Genomic DNA, 17,952 nt, shown 5'->3' with positions numbered 1-17,952 from the left:
CTAACTAAATTACCACTGTATGAAATTAACTGACTACTTAATGTCTTTCATCATCTCGTTTGCTTCGTTTATCTTCTTAGAAGCCTTGACTACTGCATCATTACCTAGTTCTATTAATTTCCTATCTTTTAATTCTAGACCGTCTCCAATTGATTTAAGTGACATATCTAGTAAACCCATAGCAGTATCTATTGTAAATTGCACATCTTTATACTTTTCATCATGCTTTAATTTTTTAACCTTTTCAGATGTTTCAAGTAAGTCTTTAGAAGCTAAATCAAATTCTTTCTTCTTCTCTTCTACTGACTTTTGGCCTGTTAATATGTCACTTACGACCTTGGACTGTTCAGAAACATCTTTCATTAGATATGCTAAGTTTTCCTCATAGTCTGCTTTCTTATTTTGCTCAATAGAAATTTTACTGTCTACTTGTTTTTCTTTTGTAGTACACCCTGCTGATCCCCATGCTACAAACATAAGTGAAAATGCTAATAAAATTAGATTCTTTACCTTCAACCCCCCACCCCCTAAGAAATTGTAAGTAATTAACATATGAAACCATAACATAATTTACATAAATATACTATAAAAAAATAGCGATTCTTACGATAAATTGCTATTGTTCTTACAATCTTAAAATATGTATCACAATTGCAAAGTATCTGGCTCCATATTCTTTTTTAATAATCCTTTATTCAACTTCTAAAGTTTAGTATTTTGTTGCTTTTTATTCTCTCTAGGATACCGTCAGCGTTTTTCACAATAATCTATGCTATGCCGAAAAATAAAATCAGCTGCCCATATGGACAGCTGATTTACATAATTCTTGAAAACGGAAGTAAGTGAATATAGTTTATTCAATATTAATATCTGTTTTTTTATAATAGAAATGATACAAATCTTTAACTAGTATATAAGTATCTAAGAATATTAGGAAATCTCTCTCTCCAGGCTATTTGATTATGAGGAGCTCCTTCAATAATTTTAAATCTATAATTTATACCCTTTTCCTCTATTACGGTCTTAAAGGATTGATTCGAGTCAATATAGGCCTTGGAATCAAACGTAACTGTCGATTCCTCTGTTCCTACATCAAAATAAAAATACTTTATATTTGATAAATCGCTTATTTTGGCAAAGTTTTCAATTTCAAGTTGATTTAATCAGTATGCAGAAGAAAGAGCGGCTACCCTTCGAAAAATAGATGGGTATTTCACCATTGCATAAGTTGAAATGAGTCCCCCTGATGAGCTTCCTGCAATTGCTGTATCATCTGTTAGTGTTCTATATTTTTTATCAATATGTGGCTTTAATTCCTTCACTATGAAATCTATATATTTTTCTCCTTCCCCACCTAAGTCGATGGTCTCATCTAATGATAATCCTCGATTTATGGTTTTATTGCTTATCCAAGGTCCATACTCATCAAAACGTTTTGTACCTTCTCCATTGCAATCAATTCCTACAATAATAATGTCTAGACGACTTTCTTTAAGACAGTCCGTTATTCTCCAACTAGTTCCAAAAAAAGATTCCTCATCTTGAAACAAATTTTGGCCATCGTGCATATATAAAACAGGATAATGTTTAGTTGAGTTCTCGTAACTTTTCGGTAAATACACTCTCACTCGTCTTTGTCTATCTAAAGTTGACATAGTTACTATAAATTCTTCTAGCATTTTTAGCCCCCCTCATTTTTAGCATTACTATTTCATTTGGAATACCATATATTTACTTAATTCAGTTTTGATAGGCTAATTGAAAGAATAGACTTGATTCGTAAGATCCTTATGTTATTTGAATTACGAGTTAGATTTAGATCTCAACATGATTCCTCTTTTAGTAATAACATAATTCTCTGGTAAGCAATTTATGCCTGGATGATTTTCGCAACGTGAAAAAAGCTCTTTTAAATCTCGTTGAAAATCACTACGTGGACGCTTTGGTTCTGCAATTCCCCATTTATTCATGCACTCTAGAATCAAAGATTGAGTCTCCGGGTATATCCTTGCAGTTTCAAGAAGACAGCCAACTGCCACTGAGCGGGTAGGTTCCTCGTATGTTTTCTTTAGTTTATCTACACAGCTTGTAGTCATATGCCAAAGCCATACATGGTAAGTTTGATTACTATCAGGGATAGGTGTATCAAAGAATCCCCTGTGAATGCATGCCCATAAAGCTAGTATACTATTATTAGTGAGAGTAGAAGATTCGTGGTTATTAACATTTATGACAAGTGAATTTATATGATTGGATATATTAATGCCTCTTTCAGCCAATCTCCTCCATATACTACAAATGAACTCATTTGTCGGTATATCTTGTCTATAATAATCCGATAGAATCAGCTCTACTACTTCCTGTGGCAACGAAACGTTTAACGAAATTAATTCATCCAACATTACAGCTGCCCAGTACTGAACATATCGTTCAGAATCTAACTTATCTCGTTCCTTTTTATCAATATACAATAATCGTACGATTTTTGTAACGTATGGTTGTAGATCAGCGTCCCTACTCAGACTTTCATAAGCCACTTCTAATAAATCAGCAATTAATTCAGGATTGTTCATTTGAGTGTAAACACCCTTGTCATGCTTGTCATGACATAAGCTCTCAATATAGCTAACTATCCAATTTGCAGCTTTAGACGTTTCACCAGATGACAGTATATAATCAGCAAGGCTACTCTTCATACTTTGGCGTTGTATAGATTCCCCAGAAACAAATTGCTGTAACTTATCCAAAATAATATCATCTTTTAACATATCGAATACAGATCCCCCTTCACTGACCTTATCGCCAGTCTCTCCATCTCTACCCATTTTACCTTATTTTAGTAATTATTGATGGGACTTTTAAAACAATTATAAACGTTTTTAACTTTATATATTCATTATTTAACTATTAACTATCCTTTTTACATCTTCTACGCTTACTGAAGTTGCTTCCGCTATGATTTTAATTGAAACACCTAAATTGAAAAAGTTTTGTATTAAATGTATTCTTTCTTGTTCTCTTGCTTTTTGATCAACCTCTAATAATTGTTGTAATAAATCTGTACTCATTGTAAACACTCCTCATAATTTTTTTAATAATAAAGAAAAGCTGATGGATAAATCCTCCACCAGCTTTTCTATTTCTTGCTATTCAATTAGAAGCTAACCGTCGCTGCTTCCTCTCCTGAACTAATCATTCGTTGTTCAATCTTTCCTAGCAGTTCCTTTATCTTACTTGAATAAAGTATAACCGCTTTCGTAGATTGAGCATTCTTAAGCTCTTCTGTCCATTCTGCTAAATCTTCCTTTTCTTGATCATCTAGATAATCAAAAACTTCCTTTCGAGACATCGGGCTCACCTCAACTCAACTCTCTTTATTTGGCCGTTACATAACCAAATCTCCTCATCTCTCTATTTCTATTTATACCAAATTACTCCTCTTTTATTCCTTATTCTTTTTTTCGAGTTCGGCCAATTTCTTTGAAATCGACTGAATCTCGTCGGTTTTCACCTGTTCCGTTGCCAAACGATTGTGCAGCAAAAAGGCTTGCCCTGAAATCCCAGCAAGAATACTCACCTTAAGAATATCCATCATTGTTTCAGGGTTAAACATTGCAACACCAACGAGTGAAGCAATACTTCCTACAAACATCTCTCCCAAGAAACCCGGGTGAAATGCAAGCTTGCTCTTACGAGGCAACAAAAACTTTTTGTTTGTGATGTAATGACTAGCCAATCCTGAGACCATACCAGCCACAACTGACACAATTACTGTAACCAACATAATATGCACCCCTTTTCGAAAAACTTTTGACATTGCAGCAGCAGTTTCTATTTAATAATTAGTTGCTATAACATAGCATCACCCCTTTCAGGCAAAACAAATAACCTTCCAGGAAAATGAATTGTTTACACAATGAAATAAAGTAACATAAAGTTCCTTTTTGTGTAATTTCATTAACCCGAAAGGTTATAAGTAATTAGTGATATAAAAAAGAAAAAGAAAAAAATGCAACTAAATTATATCACATTGAAGTTTGTTTTATCTTTAAATTCAGAAAATTTATTTTGTTATTTAACTTTCTCAAGTTAACAAATCAAATTCTTTGATATCTTTACTCTTTCTAATAATTCTAAAGCCTGATGGTTATTTAATTTTTTCAATCTCCCATCGATTATGCTATAGATTACACTACAATTTTGATAAATATAGAATTCCAGTATTTCAAATGCTACCTGTTTTTCTTCAACGTTTTCATAATTGCATAAATTTATTATTCTCGTTCCTGTCTCTCGTACTAACCACAATACCTTTCGCTCAAATAAGAAATAATAATATATATCAAAGAAATAAAAATCTTCTTGATATCCTATTAACTTATTTCGTATTATATTTTCCATATTTATCAGCTCTGGATAAATTCCCATATCTATTTCTGACGGTGCAATACAGGTATTACCTCCTAAATTTTTTTCTAGAATTTGCAATGTCTTCAGTACTTCGTTAAAACTGTTGTTTTTTGTTTCTTTTCTCTCTTTCCATTCTTTATTTTCGCGATTATAAATAGATACATTCATCAATATACACTCCTTTTTTTATCGTTTTTATTAAAATAAGGTTCTATTACCAATGCTACTAGTTACCATCTTATTGTAACTATCTTCAATTACATGTTGTTCTTTTTGATACTGATCCCATTCAGCAGCTGTGATATACGAGATAACATCTCCTACATGAATATAAACCGTATCACCTACGCTAACACCTTCGAGTTCTGTATCGATTCTTAAATCGATATTTTCAATTCTAATTAATCGTTTGCTAATAAGTTTCCCTTTAGTAATTTTCCATCGATAAGCATTTAAAATAACAGGATGTATTGTTTTTGAAACTCTCAATAAATGATTCAAATTATAACTCCTTTTTTAAGCAAAATAAAAAAGCAACCTAAAAGGAGAAGACATAACACATAAAAATGCGTACTCTTCAACCCGATAGGTTGCTTTAATTACAGAAAGGAAAAAGAAAAAAGATTATATACTTATTATACCATATCAATAACCAAAAACAGCTAATTTATAAACTGAAAATAATACAAAAACTTTAAATTATATTGCTGGTTTATGGTCTGTTTTTTATTTTATTGTATATCAAAACAAGAAATAATTTCTTTAACTTTTATAGTGCAGTATTCGATTTAAATGTTACAATTACAATATTATTCAAACATATTATTCGTAAACCAAGATATTGAGATGAATATCAAATACATACATTTTAAAATCTGGGTTTACTACATTTTTTTAGAATCCCTAAAAAGAGTGTAGTAGTTTAATCTATAACGAATAAAACAAAAAATTAGAAAGTAAGGGGTTTACAACATGTTAAGGCTTAGGCTTGTATATTTATTACTTCCACTTATGCTATTTGTCGGGGGTTGCGGAAACATAGAAGATGAAACAAAGTATGAAAAAGGATTTTTAAAAGGAACTGGAGCTATGAGGAAGGCATCCAATAAAATGACTGAAATACAAGAGAAAGACCATTCGCTATCTTCGTCACAAAAAGAGTATAAAGAAGCGGTTATGGAATTTAGAAAGGTAACTAAAGAATTTAAAGACTTAGTTCCTGACAAAAAGTATGAAACTCAACACAAGAACCTAATAAAAGCAATGGAAGAATATGAATTATCTACATCAAAACTATTAACAGGAATGTCTGATACAGAAGGTACCGAGTGGAAAGATGGTATTAATCAGTTCAATAAAGCGACAAATATGTATGTTATTGCAGCTGGGAATATTGTAGATATACAATACGGAAATAAAGTAGGTACAACAGAAAAAAGTATTGGAAAAATATCTGAAGAAGATGCACCAGTAGAAGCAGAAACTGAAACTGCCCAAACACAGCCGTCTGAGCAAGAGGTAGACTTAGCGACTAAAGATACCCAAACGCAACCGATAGAACAAAATGCAGAAGAGAAGATACCAGCCGCGGACAAGGAATCAGTAGTAGAACAATCGCCACAGCAACTTACAGTTGATAATGTAAAAGAAATTATTGAGTATTATTCTATTGGAGAAAATGACAAATTAAATGACGTAGCTGTTGAAAATGGTGAAATAAAAGCAACTATTGTATTAGCATCTAACAATCTATTTCCAGCTAAGGATATGGCTGTTAATAGATACAGTCAATTATCAGATGAATTACTAAAACATGAAGGTTGGCAAACACTAGCTGTTACATATGCTAACATAGGAAGTATTAGTATGACTCGTAACGAAAAGGAAACAAATGAGATTGGTGATTACTTCCCAGTACTTAAAATTGAGGAAAGATTGAAATGATAAAATTAGTATCATAGAAGACCTTTCATATTATTGACATAGTTAGCATGTGTTTAGTTAACAACATCTATAAGCTCAATTAGAAATAGTAATTCTATGTAGTACTATGGGTAGAGAAATAAAAGAAATGAATGAACCAATTGGTCCATTCACTTCTTTTATTTCTCTAAATTTAATTTATACTAAAACCCTCTTGATCTTGAAGTATTTCTTCTTCACAATCTGTACAACATGTTAATATTTGATAACCACCTACGATTTTAGTATCATGAAAATCTGATTCTCTTCCACAAAATGTACACTTATTCATTATTCATTCTCCTTTCAATATCCCGTTTGATACTCAAAATCAAATTACATATTTTAAATAATTATTCTTTAATACCCTTATTTGTTCGATTAAACAGCAGTCTTTGTTCCTCAGTTACAGGAAATGCCCTGCTATATCCCTTTTTCGCATGAAATACCATATGATGATTTACAATCAAATATTGATTAACAATAAAATTCAACATATTATTAACCGCCAAAGCCGAGTATTGATTTGTAATACGCCTTTGTGGCTGCGATACTATTACTTGATCACACGAAATATCACTGGGTGCTATTGTATCCTCATCTGTTAAAACATCTGGATACAATTCAGCAACAGGTGCTAAAATTGTTTCACCTTTCACTCTTAACCCTGTTACTGTTTGCCCTGTATAACCGCTCTCTTCTTGTTGTTTAATAGTTTCCTCACTTGGATTTCCTTTTATTAAATCTACTGCATCATTACCTGTGTCTATATAAACAATATTTTCTTGTTCATTGAAAAATTGATGAAATTGTTGTCTTGAAAATAGCGATAGGTAAGACTTTGATATTATCTCTATCTTTTCCCCCGCTTCACACCGCACGTGCGACTTTCACCGCATACGGCGTTCCATCAAATCCAAACTATCATTTTGAGTGTTAATTCATTAAATCTCCTCGTTACCAATAGAAGTACGCATTTTATTTATCTTACGTATCATAGACCTGCTGAGTATTCCGATTTTATCTAAATAGTAATTTATTGTTTCCTTTTTCTTTGCATGAAAGAGTTTATGGATATCACTACGAACAAAAATTAAATTTACGTATTCATCAGTCCCACCTTTTGACTTTGGAATGATGTGATGGACCTCCATATCCCCTATTTCTAGAGGCTCTTTCGTAATGGCACATTTACCATTTTGCCCTACATAGAGTGAAATACGGTTATCATTAAGCTCAATTGATTGATCGATAATAGGGTTTTCCATCAAATACCTTAATATTGTTATGTTAATCGATTTTAACCTATCATGAATTAGCCTTCTCCCTCGTTCGGTGTATGAATTTACCTCTTTATTTAGCGCTTTTGCAGATTTATGTGTAATACCTGCTATCGGATATATTGGCTTTTCCATAATATAGTACGTCTTAAAATTATACTTACCGTAGTATTTCAGAAAAGTTGGAGGAGTCTCTCCACCTTTAAATTTTAAAGACGATATACGATGTAACCGATTGTAAACAAAGTTTTTTGTTTTATAGTATATGTCTGCAAAATCTTTGTTTACCATCGTAGCGATATTATAGTAATTGTGAAACCCTAAAATTTTTGAATTAAGCAAACGAACCTCATCAGCATGTGGTCTAACTTTGATACGCTTAATAGCCTTTTTGTATTTTTCAGTGATATTATTCTTGGCCTGTTCGGTAATATGCGATTTTACAACATAGTCTGTTTTCTTAGCTTTCTTTTTAACAACCTTAAGCTTAAACCCAAGAAACTCGGTGTAATTTCTTCTAAGATTAGTGACTTTAGATTTCTCATTGTTCACTTCAAGTCCTAATCTATTTTTAAGCCATTTCTTAACTGCTATTAGAGTCTTTTGTGCAGAATTAAAATCTTTACAAAAGATTTTAAAATCATCTGCATATTTCACTAAAAACATTTCTTTAAGGTTACTCGTTCTTCTTAATGCAGTATATTTGTGGGAGCGAATAATTGTATTATTTCTTTTATCAATACTTTCATAGTTGTGTCTTGTAATCATAGTTTCCCACTGTGAACTTATCCACCAATCAAGCTCATTAAGAACAATATTAGAAAGCAATGGAGAAATGATTCCACCTTGAGGGGTTCCTTTTTCCATTTTTCCTACGTTCTCAATTTCCGTCTTGAGAATTTTAGAAATAATAGATAATAGACTTTTATCTCTAATTCCCAACGACCAAATCTGTTTTAGTAGCTTTCCATGATTTACATTATCGAAGAATCCCTTAATATCAATATCAACTACATAATGGAACTTAGAAATATTCATAAGGGACATAGCTCTAACAATAGCATGTTTTGCATTTCTATTTGGTCTAAAACCATAACTATGGTTATAAAATTTCGCTTCACAAATAGGTTCCAGAATTTGTTTAATACATTGCTGAACAATCCTATCTTCCATTGTTGGAATACCTAGTGGTCTTTTGTCACCATTCCTCTTTGGAATGTACACCCTCCTAATAGGTTTCGGATTATAATTTTCTAGCGCTTTTTGTACTTTTGCTACAAATGTAGTTAAATTTTGTTCAGCTATTTCTAAAATAGTAGTATCATTAGAACCTTTAGTGTAACTTCCTTTATTCCTCTTTATATTCCGATAGGCAAGTTTTATATTTTCTTCACTCATTATAAGGGAGATTAGATTTTTGAATATCTCCCCTTTACTACTTCTATTGTAAAGGTCATCAAACAATTGCTGTGTATCATAATACTCATTAAATCTAAGTTTCTTATGTTTCTTTGGCTTTCGTTCCATCTCAAGTCGGTTACTCATAAATTACTTTCACCTCTCTTAGTCTTACACGAACCTTGCGATTTCACGTCCACTTACATCACTCAATAATTTGATAGTTGTTTTTGACTAATGGCTATTCCTCCCTATTTATTACAAATAGTTCATAGGTCATGCCATTGCTCTCACTAGGATAAAGAAATGTTATAAATTTATTTAAACCCTTTCCATTTCAACACTTCACAGGCGATAAAACCTCCGTGTTCCTAGCTTTCTTCGTTCCAATATTCTTATCTTTTCATATACCCTTAGGTCATTCCTTTGCGCCTGGTTGCTGGATATTGCCTTTAACAATATAAGGTGTTTCATAACAATTATTCTTACTCCACCTCACAACCCCCACAACTTCGGTGGGTATGGCATTTCTACCATATCGATATTTAGACACTTACATTCAGAATTTCGTCAGTTACATTTAGTAACATTCTAACCATAGGTATTTTATAGACCCCCGGTCTATCTGCTACGCCACTCACCTCTGAGCAGTTTTCCATATGCCTTTTAGAGCATACTGGGGTAACATTCAACCGACTTTACCGAGCTTTATACAATCTTGTCTTTATCAACAAGATTGCATATCGGAGTATCAGGGAAGGCATTTTAGAGCGTTACCTCCTCATTCTACCTTTCAGAATATTAGTTTTCCTAATCCAATTAAGGATTAGTACCTAACCTTTTCAGTTAGGAACGAATCGCACAATTATTATCGACGCAGCTGATAAGAATTTTTATTGTTTCCTTTTTATTATTTACTTTCAATGAATCAAATAATTTCATTAAAAGATCAGTAGTTTCTATATACTCTTCAGAATATGACCGCAAATCAATTCCAAACGGATTAGAATATCTTTTTGCTAATACGTCTGCTTTTTTCTTACCTATCTCATTTTTAATGAAATACTGATTTCTTAAGTTTTTCTCTTCAATACTATCTGCATCTGCTAAAATCCCCTTGATTTCCGTAATTCTAGAAGTAACCATTTGCTGCGCTACATACTGAGCCACTAATGACCCCGTACCACCAGTACCAACTTGAACAATATGAATAGGAATATCTACATTAAATGGATATAATTGAATCATATTTCGTCCACCTCATGAATTGCAGACTCTACAACCTCCACTTGTTCCAGTGGTCCATTAACATTAAAAGGTGATGCAAATACCTTTGTAAGGTCTACTTGTTGATGTAACTCATCTTTATAAATCCTTGCATGTATTGAAGGAAAATATCGATGTAATCTACCTACAATTACATAAATAATATTTGGAACAACCTCATTTTGATTATCCAATACACTTGGTATTTCACTCATATTATGATGTGAATGTATTTGAAGCACTAATCTCTTCCCCATTTGCATTAAAATATCAGTCTCAGGTTTAACCCAATATTTATTTACTTTTTGCTTAGGAAAGACTATTTCATAACACCCATTTTGATCAAGATATACTTCTGCATGTAATTCTAACTCTTTAGTAGCGTAGAATTTTGCATGCTCTATAAAAGTTTGAAGTATATACTGTGGTATTGGAAAGAAAGGTGTAATTTTAGTACTATTCCCCTTTTTCTTCATGTCAATGGATACTGTGATAATATTTTTATCTTTGATATAACCCATTATTACATGACCTTTTACCAATTCATCGTATCCTGAGTTCTCCATTCTTTCTCTCAATTTTTCTCCACTAATTTCCATGAAGTCTGGTTTTCCGTTATTAAGAATCTCTTCTTCACTAAAGTACTCTATTAAAGCATGTGTGTTACCCCAATACTTCACTACAGTTTCATTATTAAGCTTCCACAATTTATAATCTCTAATTATTGCATCGTTATCGGGTTTCTGTTTATTATCTTTTTGCTCTTTCTTAGATGCCTGCTGCTGTTTACTTCTATTAGGTTCTTTTAATCTTGATGCTCTATTTTCTTCGCTGGCCCTTTTTTGTTCCTCCATCTTTTGTATTGCCAAAATCGTTCCTTCATCTAAGCTATTTATTGTTTCGGCTCCATTTTTTTCACTTTGTTTATTTTCCTCTAATAAATAATCAAAAATATCAAGTTCTTTTTTACTCATAATAACTTACTCCTTATTATTTTGAATTCTTAAATTCATTAACCAATTGCTTATATGTTTTCTTATATGAAACTAACCAATTATCATTAAATTCTTTTCCATCTAAAAAACTAAAAAGTTGAAAAACATCAGATTTATTTTTTAATTCTAGATCCTTCGAAATTCTATCCGGTGTATACATATCTGCACCGAATGGTAATTGGTGAAACCATCGTTCAAAAGCTGTTAAATTTTCTATTGTTGGAGGTTTATTCCCACCCATGCATACATTCCCACTATAGTAGACATTCGGAAATGGATATACATATAGTGGAGAATCTAATTTAATAGGTTCATCTTTCATCGCATATGCAAATGCACTCTGAAAAGATTTAACCCCTTTTGGATTTTGTAATACCGCGAGTACTAATAAGACCTTTGGAAAACCCACAATATTAAAAGTTAATTTTTCTTTATGATTACCTCTCCATAACTCAACTTTTCTATTTGCTTTCTCTAATTCCAAAAAATAAAAGTGCTTAATTCCATCTTTTGTACCAACAGAAAGATGCTGCTTTAAATTCTTAGGCATAAAACCTGAATCATAATTAAATTCAAAATCTAATTCTTCCTTTGCTAGTGAAATAGACCTAGCAATAGATTTTCCAAGCTCAACCGCAGGAAATTTAAAATCCTTTTTTATTACTCCTAAATCATCCACAATCTTTGCTTCTACTATTGGAGAATGTTCCTCAATTTTTAAATAAATTGTCAAAGTAAGTCCTCCCAACAATCTCTTCTTTATAAAGGCTTAAATTAAATTTTTCTTTTTCTTCTTGAACTTTTTTTATGAAATACACCACTTCAAATAGTTCAATCCAAGTAAATACGTCAAAATATTCAAATTGACTACACATAACAAAAGCAAATTCATTATCGAATTCGTTATCCACATCTTCTTTAAAATGGATTACCTTTTCCTTAAATAGATTCTTAATATCATTCATTTCATATCCTGAAGGTAGGGGAATGAAAACTAATATAATAGGTTCATCAAAATCTCCTTCAAATAGTTCATTTGCTTCACATTCTAGATACTCTCTAACAGTAGCTTCTTCTAAATAACCAATACAGTTAAGTATTCCTTCTACAAGCTCTGTATATGGATTGAAGCCATTATAGGAATAGAATTCTGCATTCCAATCTAATTTTTGAATTACAACCTCTTCAAATAATTCCGCTGGTACCCCTTCATTCTTCATTGAGATAAATAAAGAAATAAGATTTATTATTGTTAGATTAGAATTTTCTTCATGTTCATCCATCTCTAAACGTTCCCATATATCTATCATGATCAGGACTCCTTACTATTTAATTAATATCAATAAATCTATATATCGATTCAATTTCTTTGTATCTAACACATCATGAATGTCCTCATGGATTACATAAAATACATCTTCATTAGCATAGTCACTTATTAAAACTAAATCCGGAAATATATCCTTTACATTTTTTAAATCGATGTTACTTTTAATTTGTAATAAACACGTATCATTTAAAAATAGCTTTTTATTGTATTCTCGAAATACTGAGTCTTCTAATTGAAATAAATATACTTCTTCCTCATCCATTAAAAATGCTGCTTGAAACTTACATTCATCATTTATAGATTGCAGTAACGCATTAACAAAATTAATATGGGCGCATTCACTATTAGACTCAATATCATGATCTTGAATAGCAATTTCGTAATCATCCATATTAGCTTTTGCTAGCAAGTCTTTAGAACTACAAATAAAATAGATTAATTGAAAAAAAGAATTGTACATGTCGTATATACCAGTAGTATCATTTCCAACAAAAAACTCTTCAATATCATTCCACATATAATCCCCTCTTTTTCTACCATTTAAAAATGGGAAGTCTTCATCTGTTGTATCTGCATATTCAACATTTCCTGTGATTTCATCTAAAATAGTTTGATTTTCGAATAATTCAGGTCTCATGTAATCTGCAGCTGCAACTATTAATTCAAGTTGAAAGTTCTGATCCAATAACTCTTTAACCGAGAATGAATCTTTACGTATAAACTTTAGAACTTTCGCTAAATCAATAGGTACCATTAAATCATCCACATCTAATTCACGATTATTCATCTCTAACAAAGAATTCTCAAATTCTTTGTAATTAAAGACGGCCACTTTTTTTATTATTTTCATAGTCAATTTATCCACCCTTCTTAGAAAATAAAAAAGACAAGGAATTGATCCTCGTCTTTTTCATAACTGCAGTTAATTTTTCTCTTCATAAACAACTAAAACTGTTACAAGTGGTTGGCCTTGATCATATTCACGATTAATGATCCCACCTGGTTTTATTTCTTTAACTATTTTCCCGTGATTATCACAATACTTCAAAAAACCATTCACTTCTTTATCAATATTTAATGCATCAGCAATAACAGTTCTAATTTGTAACATAATAAGTTCCTCCTAATATTTTTTTATTTTAAATATGTAATCTCAGAAATTCGAAATCCATCTATTTCTGGTACATATTTAAATTCCAGAATTAAGTCGTTTTGTTTAACCAAAAACAATCCTTTTTTTACTTTTGTAACAGTTCTTGGTTCTTCATAATTAAATAGACTTGGTTTACTTTTATAAGTAACTTTGTAATTCTTATTTGTACTAAAATAGTCTGATATATATCCATCAGCTAATTCTGCAGTTGTTACATGATTTCCTAAAAACATTTCTAGTTCTTTTTTGTTTTGATAAATAGTTAAGTGACCGTTCTTATCAATATCATCAAATATTAATTTGAATTGCCCACCTAAGTCATTAATCACATTTTGTGATAATTCATCTTCAAACAAATAATCGTATTGAATCTTTTGTTTCAAATCTTCTACTTTGATTGGAGTTAAAGCATCAGTTTGAGGCTCATATTTTATAAAGGTGTTATAAAAAACAAACATCATAGCTAAAACGCCTAACACTAAAAATAATCTTTTGATCTTCATAAAATCTTCATCCTTTCACAATGTGATGTTCTCCAAAAAACGCAAAAAAGCCCTTTTCGGAGTTATATTTAAAAAGAAAGTAAAAGTAAAAAACTTAAACTATCTTTGAAAATCGAAACCCCGAAAGGGCTATAGTAGTTATAGATATAAAAAATTGAAATTAAAAAAAGGTATACTTAATTTTAACAAATTACACCTGCAAAAACAACAATCTTCAGAATATTTAATCCGTTAAATTTATGTTATGATAAATATTATAAACCCTCAGAATGGAGTTTGATTTACAATTGAAAAAACGTCTAATTTCTATTTTTCCAATATTAATATTTATAATTGGCGTTACCTTACTTTTATTAAGACAGTTCGTTTTTTTTCCATATAAGGTTTCTGGAGTCTCTATGGAAAATACCTTATTTAATAATGACAAGGTTTTAATTAATCACCTCTCCCATTCAATAGAAGATCTGCAAAGATTTGATATAGTTGTTGTTAATTCCCCGTTAGAAAACACTTCTAATAATAAAACCATTATAAAAAGGGTAATTGGTTTACCTGGAGATACAATAGAATATAAATCACAGCAGCTTTATATAAATGGACTTGTGGTAAAAGATCTATACGCAAAAGGTAAAACAGCTGATTTTTCATTAAAAGGTATTTACGGTTTCGATAAAGTTCCGAATGATACAATTTTTATATTAGGAGATAATCGCGAGGAAAGTTTAGACAGCCGCTTTAAAGAAATAGGCTTTGTACCTTTGAATAATATAGAAGGCAAGGTGGTTCTACGCTATAAACCTTTGGACAGATTTGTGAAGTTTTAAGAAAACATTATTGTAACAACTTAAAAAAATGTCCTGTAAAAAGTGAAATACCCTATCGAATATACATTTTAATTATGTATTCGATAGGGTACATTTTATTTTTTATGAGTTACATTTAAATGAAACTTTTGAAGTATTTAGCTGGTATTAAAATAAGAATTTATGAAGTTTCTTTATTTTAAACTAATAGTAGGGCTGTCAGTTCTTTTTAAAATAACTTTTAATTAGCTATTCATTACTGATACAAAAATTTATAAATGAACCTTCTAAAATTCTCGCTATTGTAATTTTCAGCTAGCTGAATTTTTGTTTCGTCATCTACTTCATTTATTATTTTATCTTCTAAAACGGTAAAATAATCCTTAACTTCTTCTCTTTCCTTCCTAACTTTAAAATCTAGTAATTTTTCACCTTGCTCTTGATTTATTGAAAATTCCACTTCTGCATCTAAAGCAACATATAAAGCTTCTTTTAACGAAGACCGAACTATTGAGTTGAAAAACAATAAACTTAACTGCCTCTTAATTAAGTTCTCTTTCTTACTCATTAGTACTTCATTAAACTTTTCTATTTCTCCCTTTGTGCAATTTGCAAAAACCACATCTCGAATATAGTTTACATACTCATTTTTTTCCCTTTCCTCTTTTGCTTTAAATACACGATTTGGTAATTGTACAATGTTCATTTTTATTCCCCTTCGCTTCTGTATTTACTAATTTCTTTTTTCAAAACAAAAAGCCCTTTGGGATATGTCATATTAGTAGACTACATAGAGTAATCTCATAATTTAACAAAACCCGAAGGGCTAAAAGTTATAGTTAGAATTTAAAAATAAAAAAGAAAATAGTATAAATTCATTATAAGACGAAATGATAGAATTTTCCATATATTAATCGATTAAAAAAAGAATCCCAACTAGTAGTTGAGATTCTATACTTTTACTAAATTATCATTTTGCTAATATCTTATTTCGCTACATCATTAGAATTTGATGCAAGCAATCCATTTCCCTGCTCTTTAGATGTTGTTTCTGCTGGTTTCTGCTCTGGCTTTTGCTCTGGTTTCTGCTCTGGCTTCTGTTCTGGTTTCTGTTCTGGCTTCTGTTCTGGCTTTTGCTCTGGTTTCTGTTCTGGTTTCTGCTCTGGCTTCTGTTCTGGTTTCTGTTTTGGCTTCTGTTCTGGCTTTTGCTCTGGTTTCTGTTCTGGTTTCTGCTCTGGCTTCTGTTCCGGCTTCTGTTCCGGCTTTTCTTTCTCAAGAACTACCACATTCACTGTTTCAGTTGAGCTGTTTCCTTCCTTATCAGTTGCCGTTACTTGAACTGATATTGTACCTGGCTTACTTGTATCATACGCTCCCACTGTTACTACTGGATTTGAATCTTTATTATCTTTTACACTCACTAAACTTCCTGGACTCAATTTATCTCCCACATGTACGGTTACACCTTGTTTTGCTGTTATTACTGGTGCTTCCGTATCCTTCTCTTCTTCCTTTTCTACTACTTTTACTGTTACCGTTGCAGTTGAGCTGTTACCCGCATTATCAGTTGCTGTTACTTGAACTGATATTGTACCCGGCTTACTTGTATCATACGTTCCCACTGTTACTACTGGATTTGAATCTTTATTATCTTTTACACTCACTAAACTTTCAGGACTTAATTTATCCCCTACATGTACGGATACACCTTGTTTTACTGTTATTACTGGTGCTTCTGTATCTTTCTCCTCTTCTTTCTCGACTACGTTGACAGTTACCGTTGCAGTTGAGCTGTTACCCACATTATCAGTTGCTGTTACTTGAACTGATATTGTACCCGGCTTACTTGTATCATACGCTCCCACTGTTACTACTGGATTTGGATCTTTATTATCTTTTACTTCTACTAAATCACTTGCATTTAAGCTATCTCCTACATGTACAGTTACATTTTGTTTCACTGTTATTACTGGTGCTTCTGTATCCTTTTCTTCTTCTTTTTCTACTACTTTAACGGTTACTGTTGTACTTGAGCTATTTCCTGATGCATCTGTTGCAGTTACTGTTACTTGAATTTCTCCTGCCTTACTTGTATCGTACGCTCCCACTGTTACTACTGGGTTTGGATCTTTATTATCTTTTACTTCTACTAAATCACCTGCATTTAAGCTATCTCCTACATGTACAGTTACATCTTGTTTTGCTGTAATTACTGGTGCTTCTGTATCCTTCTCTTCTTCCTTTTCTACTACGTTAACAGTTACTGTTGTACTTGAGCTATTTCCTGATGCATCTGTTGCTATTACTGTTACCTGAATTTCTCCTGCCTTACTTGTGTCGTACGCTCCTACTGTTACTACCGGGTTTGGATCTTTATTATCTCTTACGTCTACCAAATCACCTGCATTTAAGCTATCTCCTACATAAACAGTTACACCTTGTTTCGCTGTAATTACTGGTGCTTCTGTATCTTTCTCTTCTTCTTTTTCTACTACGCTGACGGTTACTGTTGTACTTGAGCTATTTCCTGATGCATCTGTTGCAGTTACTGTTACTTGAATTTCTCCTGCCTTACTTGTATCGTACGCTCCCACTGTTACTACTGGGTTTGGATCTTTATTATCTTTTACTTCTACTAAATCTCCTGCATTTAAGCTATCTCCTACATAAACAGTTACACCTTGTTTCGCTGTAATTACTGGTGCCACTGTATCCTTTTCTGGTTTTGTTGTACCACCATCGTTACCATCTCCGCCCGTTGGTGGTTTTGTATCGCCTCCACCATCGTTACCATCTCCGCCTGTTGGTGGTTTTGTACCGCCTCCACCATCGTTACCATCTCCGCCTGTTGG

22 protein-coding genes are annotated in these 17,952 nt (G+C 31.9%); 2 read left to right on the top strand and 20 right to left on the bottom strand.

What is annotated here, in order from left to right; all coding sequences use genetic code 11:
* Nucleotides 1-33: 33 nt before the first annotated feature.
* The 8 genes from BAQ46_RS24530 to BAQ46_RS24500 form a co-directional block, all read right to left on the bottom strand.
* The gene (locus BAQ46_RS24530) at nucleotides 34-516 is read right to left on the bottom strand and encodes a hypothetical protein (protein WP_000865354.1); all 483 of its coding nucleotides are present in this window, start codon (nucleotides 514-516) and stop codon (nucleotides 34-36) included.
* Nucleotides 517-1,163: 647 nt separating this feature from the next.
* A complete protein-coding gene (locus BAQ46_RS24525; RefSeq protein ID WP_000888885.1) occupies nucleotides 1,164-1,679 on the bottom strand; it encodes an alpha/beta hydrolase in 516 nt (171 codons plus the stop codon).
* A 123-nt stretch (nucleotides 1,680-1,802) separates the two neighbouring features.
* Nucleotides 1,803-2,768, bottom strand: a complete 966-nt coding sequence (locus tag BAQ46_RS24520) for a hypothetical protein (protein WP_025921774.1) — start codon at nucleotides 2,766-2,768, stop codon at nucleotides 1,803-1,805.
* A gap of 132 nt (nucleotides 2,769-2,900) precedes the next feature.
* Nucleotides 2,901-3,068: a hypothetical protein gene (locus BAQ46_RS30830; protein WP_000102280.1), complete on the bottom strand. Its 168-nt coding sequence runs from the start codon at nucleotides 3,066-3,068 to the stop codon at nucleotides 2,901-2,903.
* Between the two features lie 86 nt (nucleotides 3,069-3,154).
* Nucleotides 3,155-3,349, bottom strand: coding sequence for a hypothetical protein (locus BAQ46_RS24515; RefSeq protein ID WP_000087396.1), 195 nt, complete (start codon nucleotides 3,347-3,349; stop codon nucleotides 3,155-3,157).
* A 93-nt stretch (nucleotides 3,350-3,442) separates the two neighbouring features.
* Entirely contained in the window at nucleotides 3,443-3,784 is a 342-nt protein-coding gene (locus BAQ46_RS24510) for a DUF4257 domain-containing protein (RefSeq protein ID WP_000961792.1), read from the bottom strand.
* A 305-nt stretch (nucleotides 3,785-4,089) separates the two neighbouring features.
* Nucleotides 4,090-4,578, bottom strand: a complete 489-nt coding sequence (locus BAQ46_RS24505; protein ID WP_001103071.1) for a hypothetical protein — start codon at nucleotides 4,576-4,578, stop codon at nucleotides 4,090-4,092.
* Between the two features lie 30 nt (nucleotides 4,579-4,608).
* Nucleotides 4,609-4,911, bottom strand: coding sequence for a hypothetical protein (locus BAQ46_RS24500; protein WP_001016162.1), 303 nt, complete (start codon nucleotides 4,909-4,911; stop codon nucleotides 4,609-4,611).
* A gap of 471 nt (nucleotides 4,912-5,382) precedes the next feature.
* Between BAQ46_RS24500 and BAQ46_RS24495 the strand changes: the two genes are divergently transcribed.
* A complete protein-coding gene (locus tag BAQ46_RS24495; RefSeq protein WP_000945234.1) occupies nucleotides 5,383-6,354 on the top strand; it encodes a hypothetical protein in 972 nt (323 codons plus the stop codon).
* A 172-nt stretch (nucleotides 6,355-6,526) separates the two neighbouring features.
* Here BAQ46_RS24495 and BAQ46_RS30825 read toward each other — a convergent pair whose 3' ends face one another.
* From BAQ46_RS30825 to BAQ46_RS24445, 10 genes are all read right to left on the bottom strand, one after another.
* On the bottom strand, nucleotides 6,527-6,664 hold the full coding sequence (locus BAQ46_RS30825; RefSeq protein ID WP_001030565.1) for a hypothetical protein: 138 nt from the start codon (nucleotides 6,662-6,664) through the stop codon (nucleotides 6,527-6,529).
* 61 nt (nucleotides 6,665-6,725) lie between these two features.
* A complete protein-coding gene (locus BAQ46_RS24490) occupies nucleotides 6,726-7,253 on the bottom strand; it encodes a hypothetical protein (RefSeq protein WP_001203209.1) in 528 nt (175 codons plus the stop codon).
* Nucleotides 7,254-7,316: 63 nt separating this feature from the next.
* Complete coding sequence (ltrA, locus tag BAQ46_RS24485; protein ID WP_084638383.1) at nucleotides 7,317-9,197, bottom strand: group II intron reverse transcriptase/maturase; 1,881 nt, start codon at nucleotides 9,195-9,197, stop codon at nucleotides 7,317-7,319.
* Between the two features lie 699 nt (nucleotides 9,198-9,896).
* Nucleotides 9,897-10,298 (bottom strand): ThiF family adenylyltransferase, encoded by a 402-nt coding sequence (locus tag BAQ46_RS24480; RefSeq protein ID WP_000615507.1) that lies wholly within the window; start codon nucleotides 10,296-10,298, stop codon nucleotides 9,897-9,899.
* The gene (locus tag BAQ46_RS24475; RefSeq protein WP_071742972.1) at nucleotides 10,295-11,290 is read right to left on the bottom strand and encodes a hypothetical protein; all 996 of its coding nucleotides are present in this window, start codon (nucleotides 11,288-11,290) and stop codon (nucleotides 10,295-10,297) included. Before BAQ46_RS24475 ends, BAQ46_RS24480 begins: the two co-directional genes overlap by 4 nt.
* 16 nt (nucleotides 11,291-11,306) lie before the next feature.
* Nucleotides 11,307-12,044, bottom strand: a complete 738-nt coding sequence (locus BAQ46_RS24470; protein WP_000158352.1) for a hypothetical protein — start codon at nucleotides 12,042-12,044, stop codon at nucleotides 11,307-11,309.
* Entirely contained in the window at nucleotides 12,022-12,621 is a 600-nt protein-coding gene (locus BAQ46_RS24465; protein ID WP_000565598.1) for a hypothetical protein, read from the bottom strand. The genes BAQ46_RS24470 and BAQ46_RS24465 overlap by 23 nt, the downstream gene beginning before the upstream one ends.
* Before the next feature lie 15 nt (nucleotides 12,622-12,636).
* On the bottom strand, nucleotides 12,637-13,497 hold the full coding sequence (locus BAQ46_RS31235; protein ID WP_249024567.1) for a hypothetical protein: 861 nt from the start codon (nucleotides 13,495-13,497) through the stop codon (nucleotides 12,637-12,639).
* 66 nt (nucleotides 13,498-13,563) lie between these two features.
* Nucleotides 13,564-13,752 (bottom strand): hypothetical protein, encoded by a 189-nt coding sequence (locus BAQ46_RS24450; protein WP_000939328.1) that lies wholly within the window; start codon nucleotides 13,750-13,752, stop codon nucleotides 13,564-13,566.
* Nucleotides 13,753-13,775: 23 nt separating this feature from the next.
* Nucleotides 13,776-14,297, bottom strand: coding sequence for a hypothetical protein (locus BAQ46_RS24445; protein WP_000695115.1), 522 nt, complete (start codon nucleotides 14,295-14,297; stop codon nucleotides 13,776-13,778).
* A 269-nt stretch (nucleotides 14,298-14,566) separates the two neighbouring features.
* On the opposite strand from BAQ46_RS24445, the gene lepB reads away from it, so the two are divergent.
* Complete coding sequence (lepB, locus tag BAQ46_RS24440; protein WP_029948453.1) at nucleotides 14,567-15,121, top strand: signal peptidase I; 555 nt, start codon at nucleotides 14,567-14,569, stop codon at nucleotides 15,119-15,121.
* Nucleotides 15,122-15,356: 235 nt separating this feature from the next.
* Here the strand turns inward: lepB and BAQ46_RS24435 are convergent, their stop codons facing one another.
* Together BAQ46_RS24435 and BAQ46_RS31230 are read right to left on the bottom strand one after the other, a co-directional pair.
* Nucleotides 15,357-15,806 (bottom strand): hypothetical protein, encoded by a 450-nt coding sequence (locus BAQ46_RS24435; RefSeq protein WP_001028512.1) that lies wholly within the window; start codon nucleotides 15,804-15,806, stop codon nucleotides 15,357-15,359.
* Between the two features lie 280 nt (nucleotides 15,807-16,086).
* The coding region (locus tag BAQ46_RS31230) for an adhesin (RefSeq protein ID WP_071742970.1) at nucleotides 16,087-17,952 on the bottom strand (1,866 nt) is incomplete at its 5' end.

This window comes from Bacillus paranthracis (assembly GCF_001883995.1).
In the GTDB taxonomy this organism is placed as follows: domain Bacteria; phylum Bacillota; class Bacilli; order Bacillales; family Bacillaceae_G; genus Bacillus_A; species Bacillus_A paranthracis.
The sequence above is the reverse complement of the archived record's forward strand: the minus strand, read 5'-3'. Positions and strand labels throughout refer to the sequence as shown.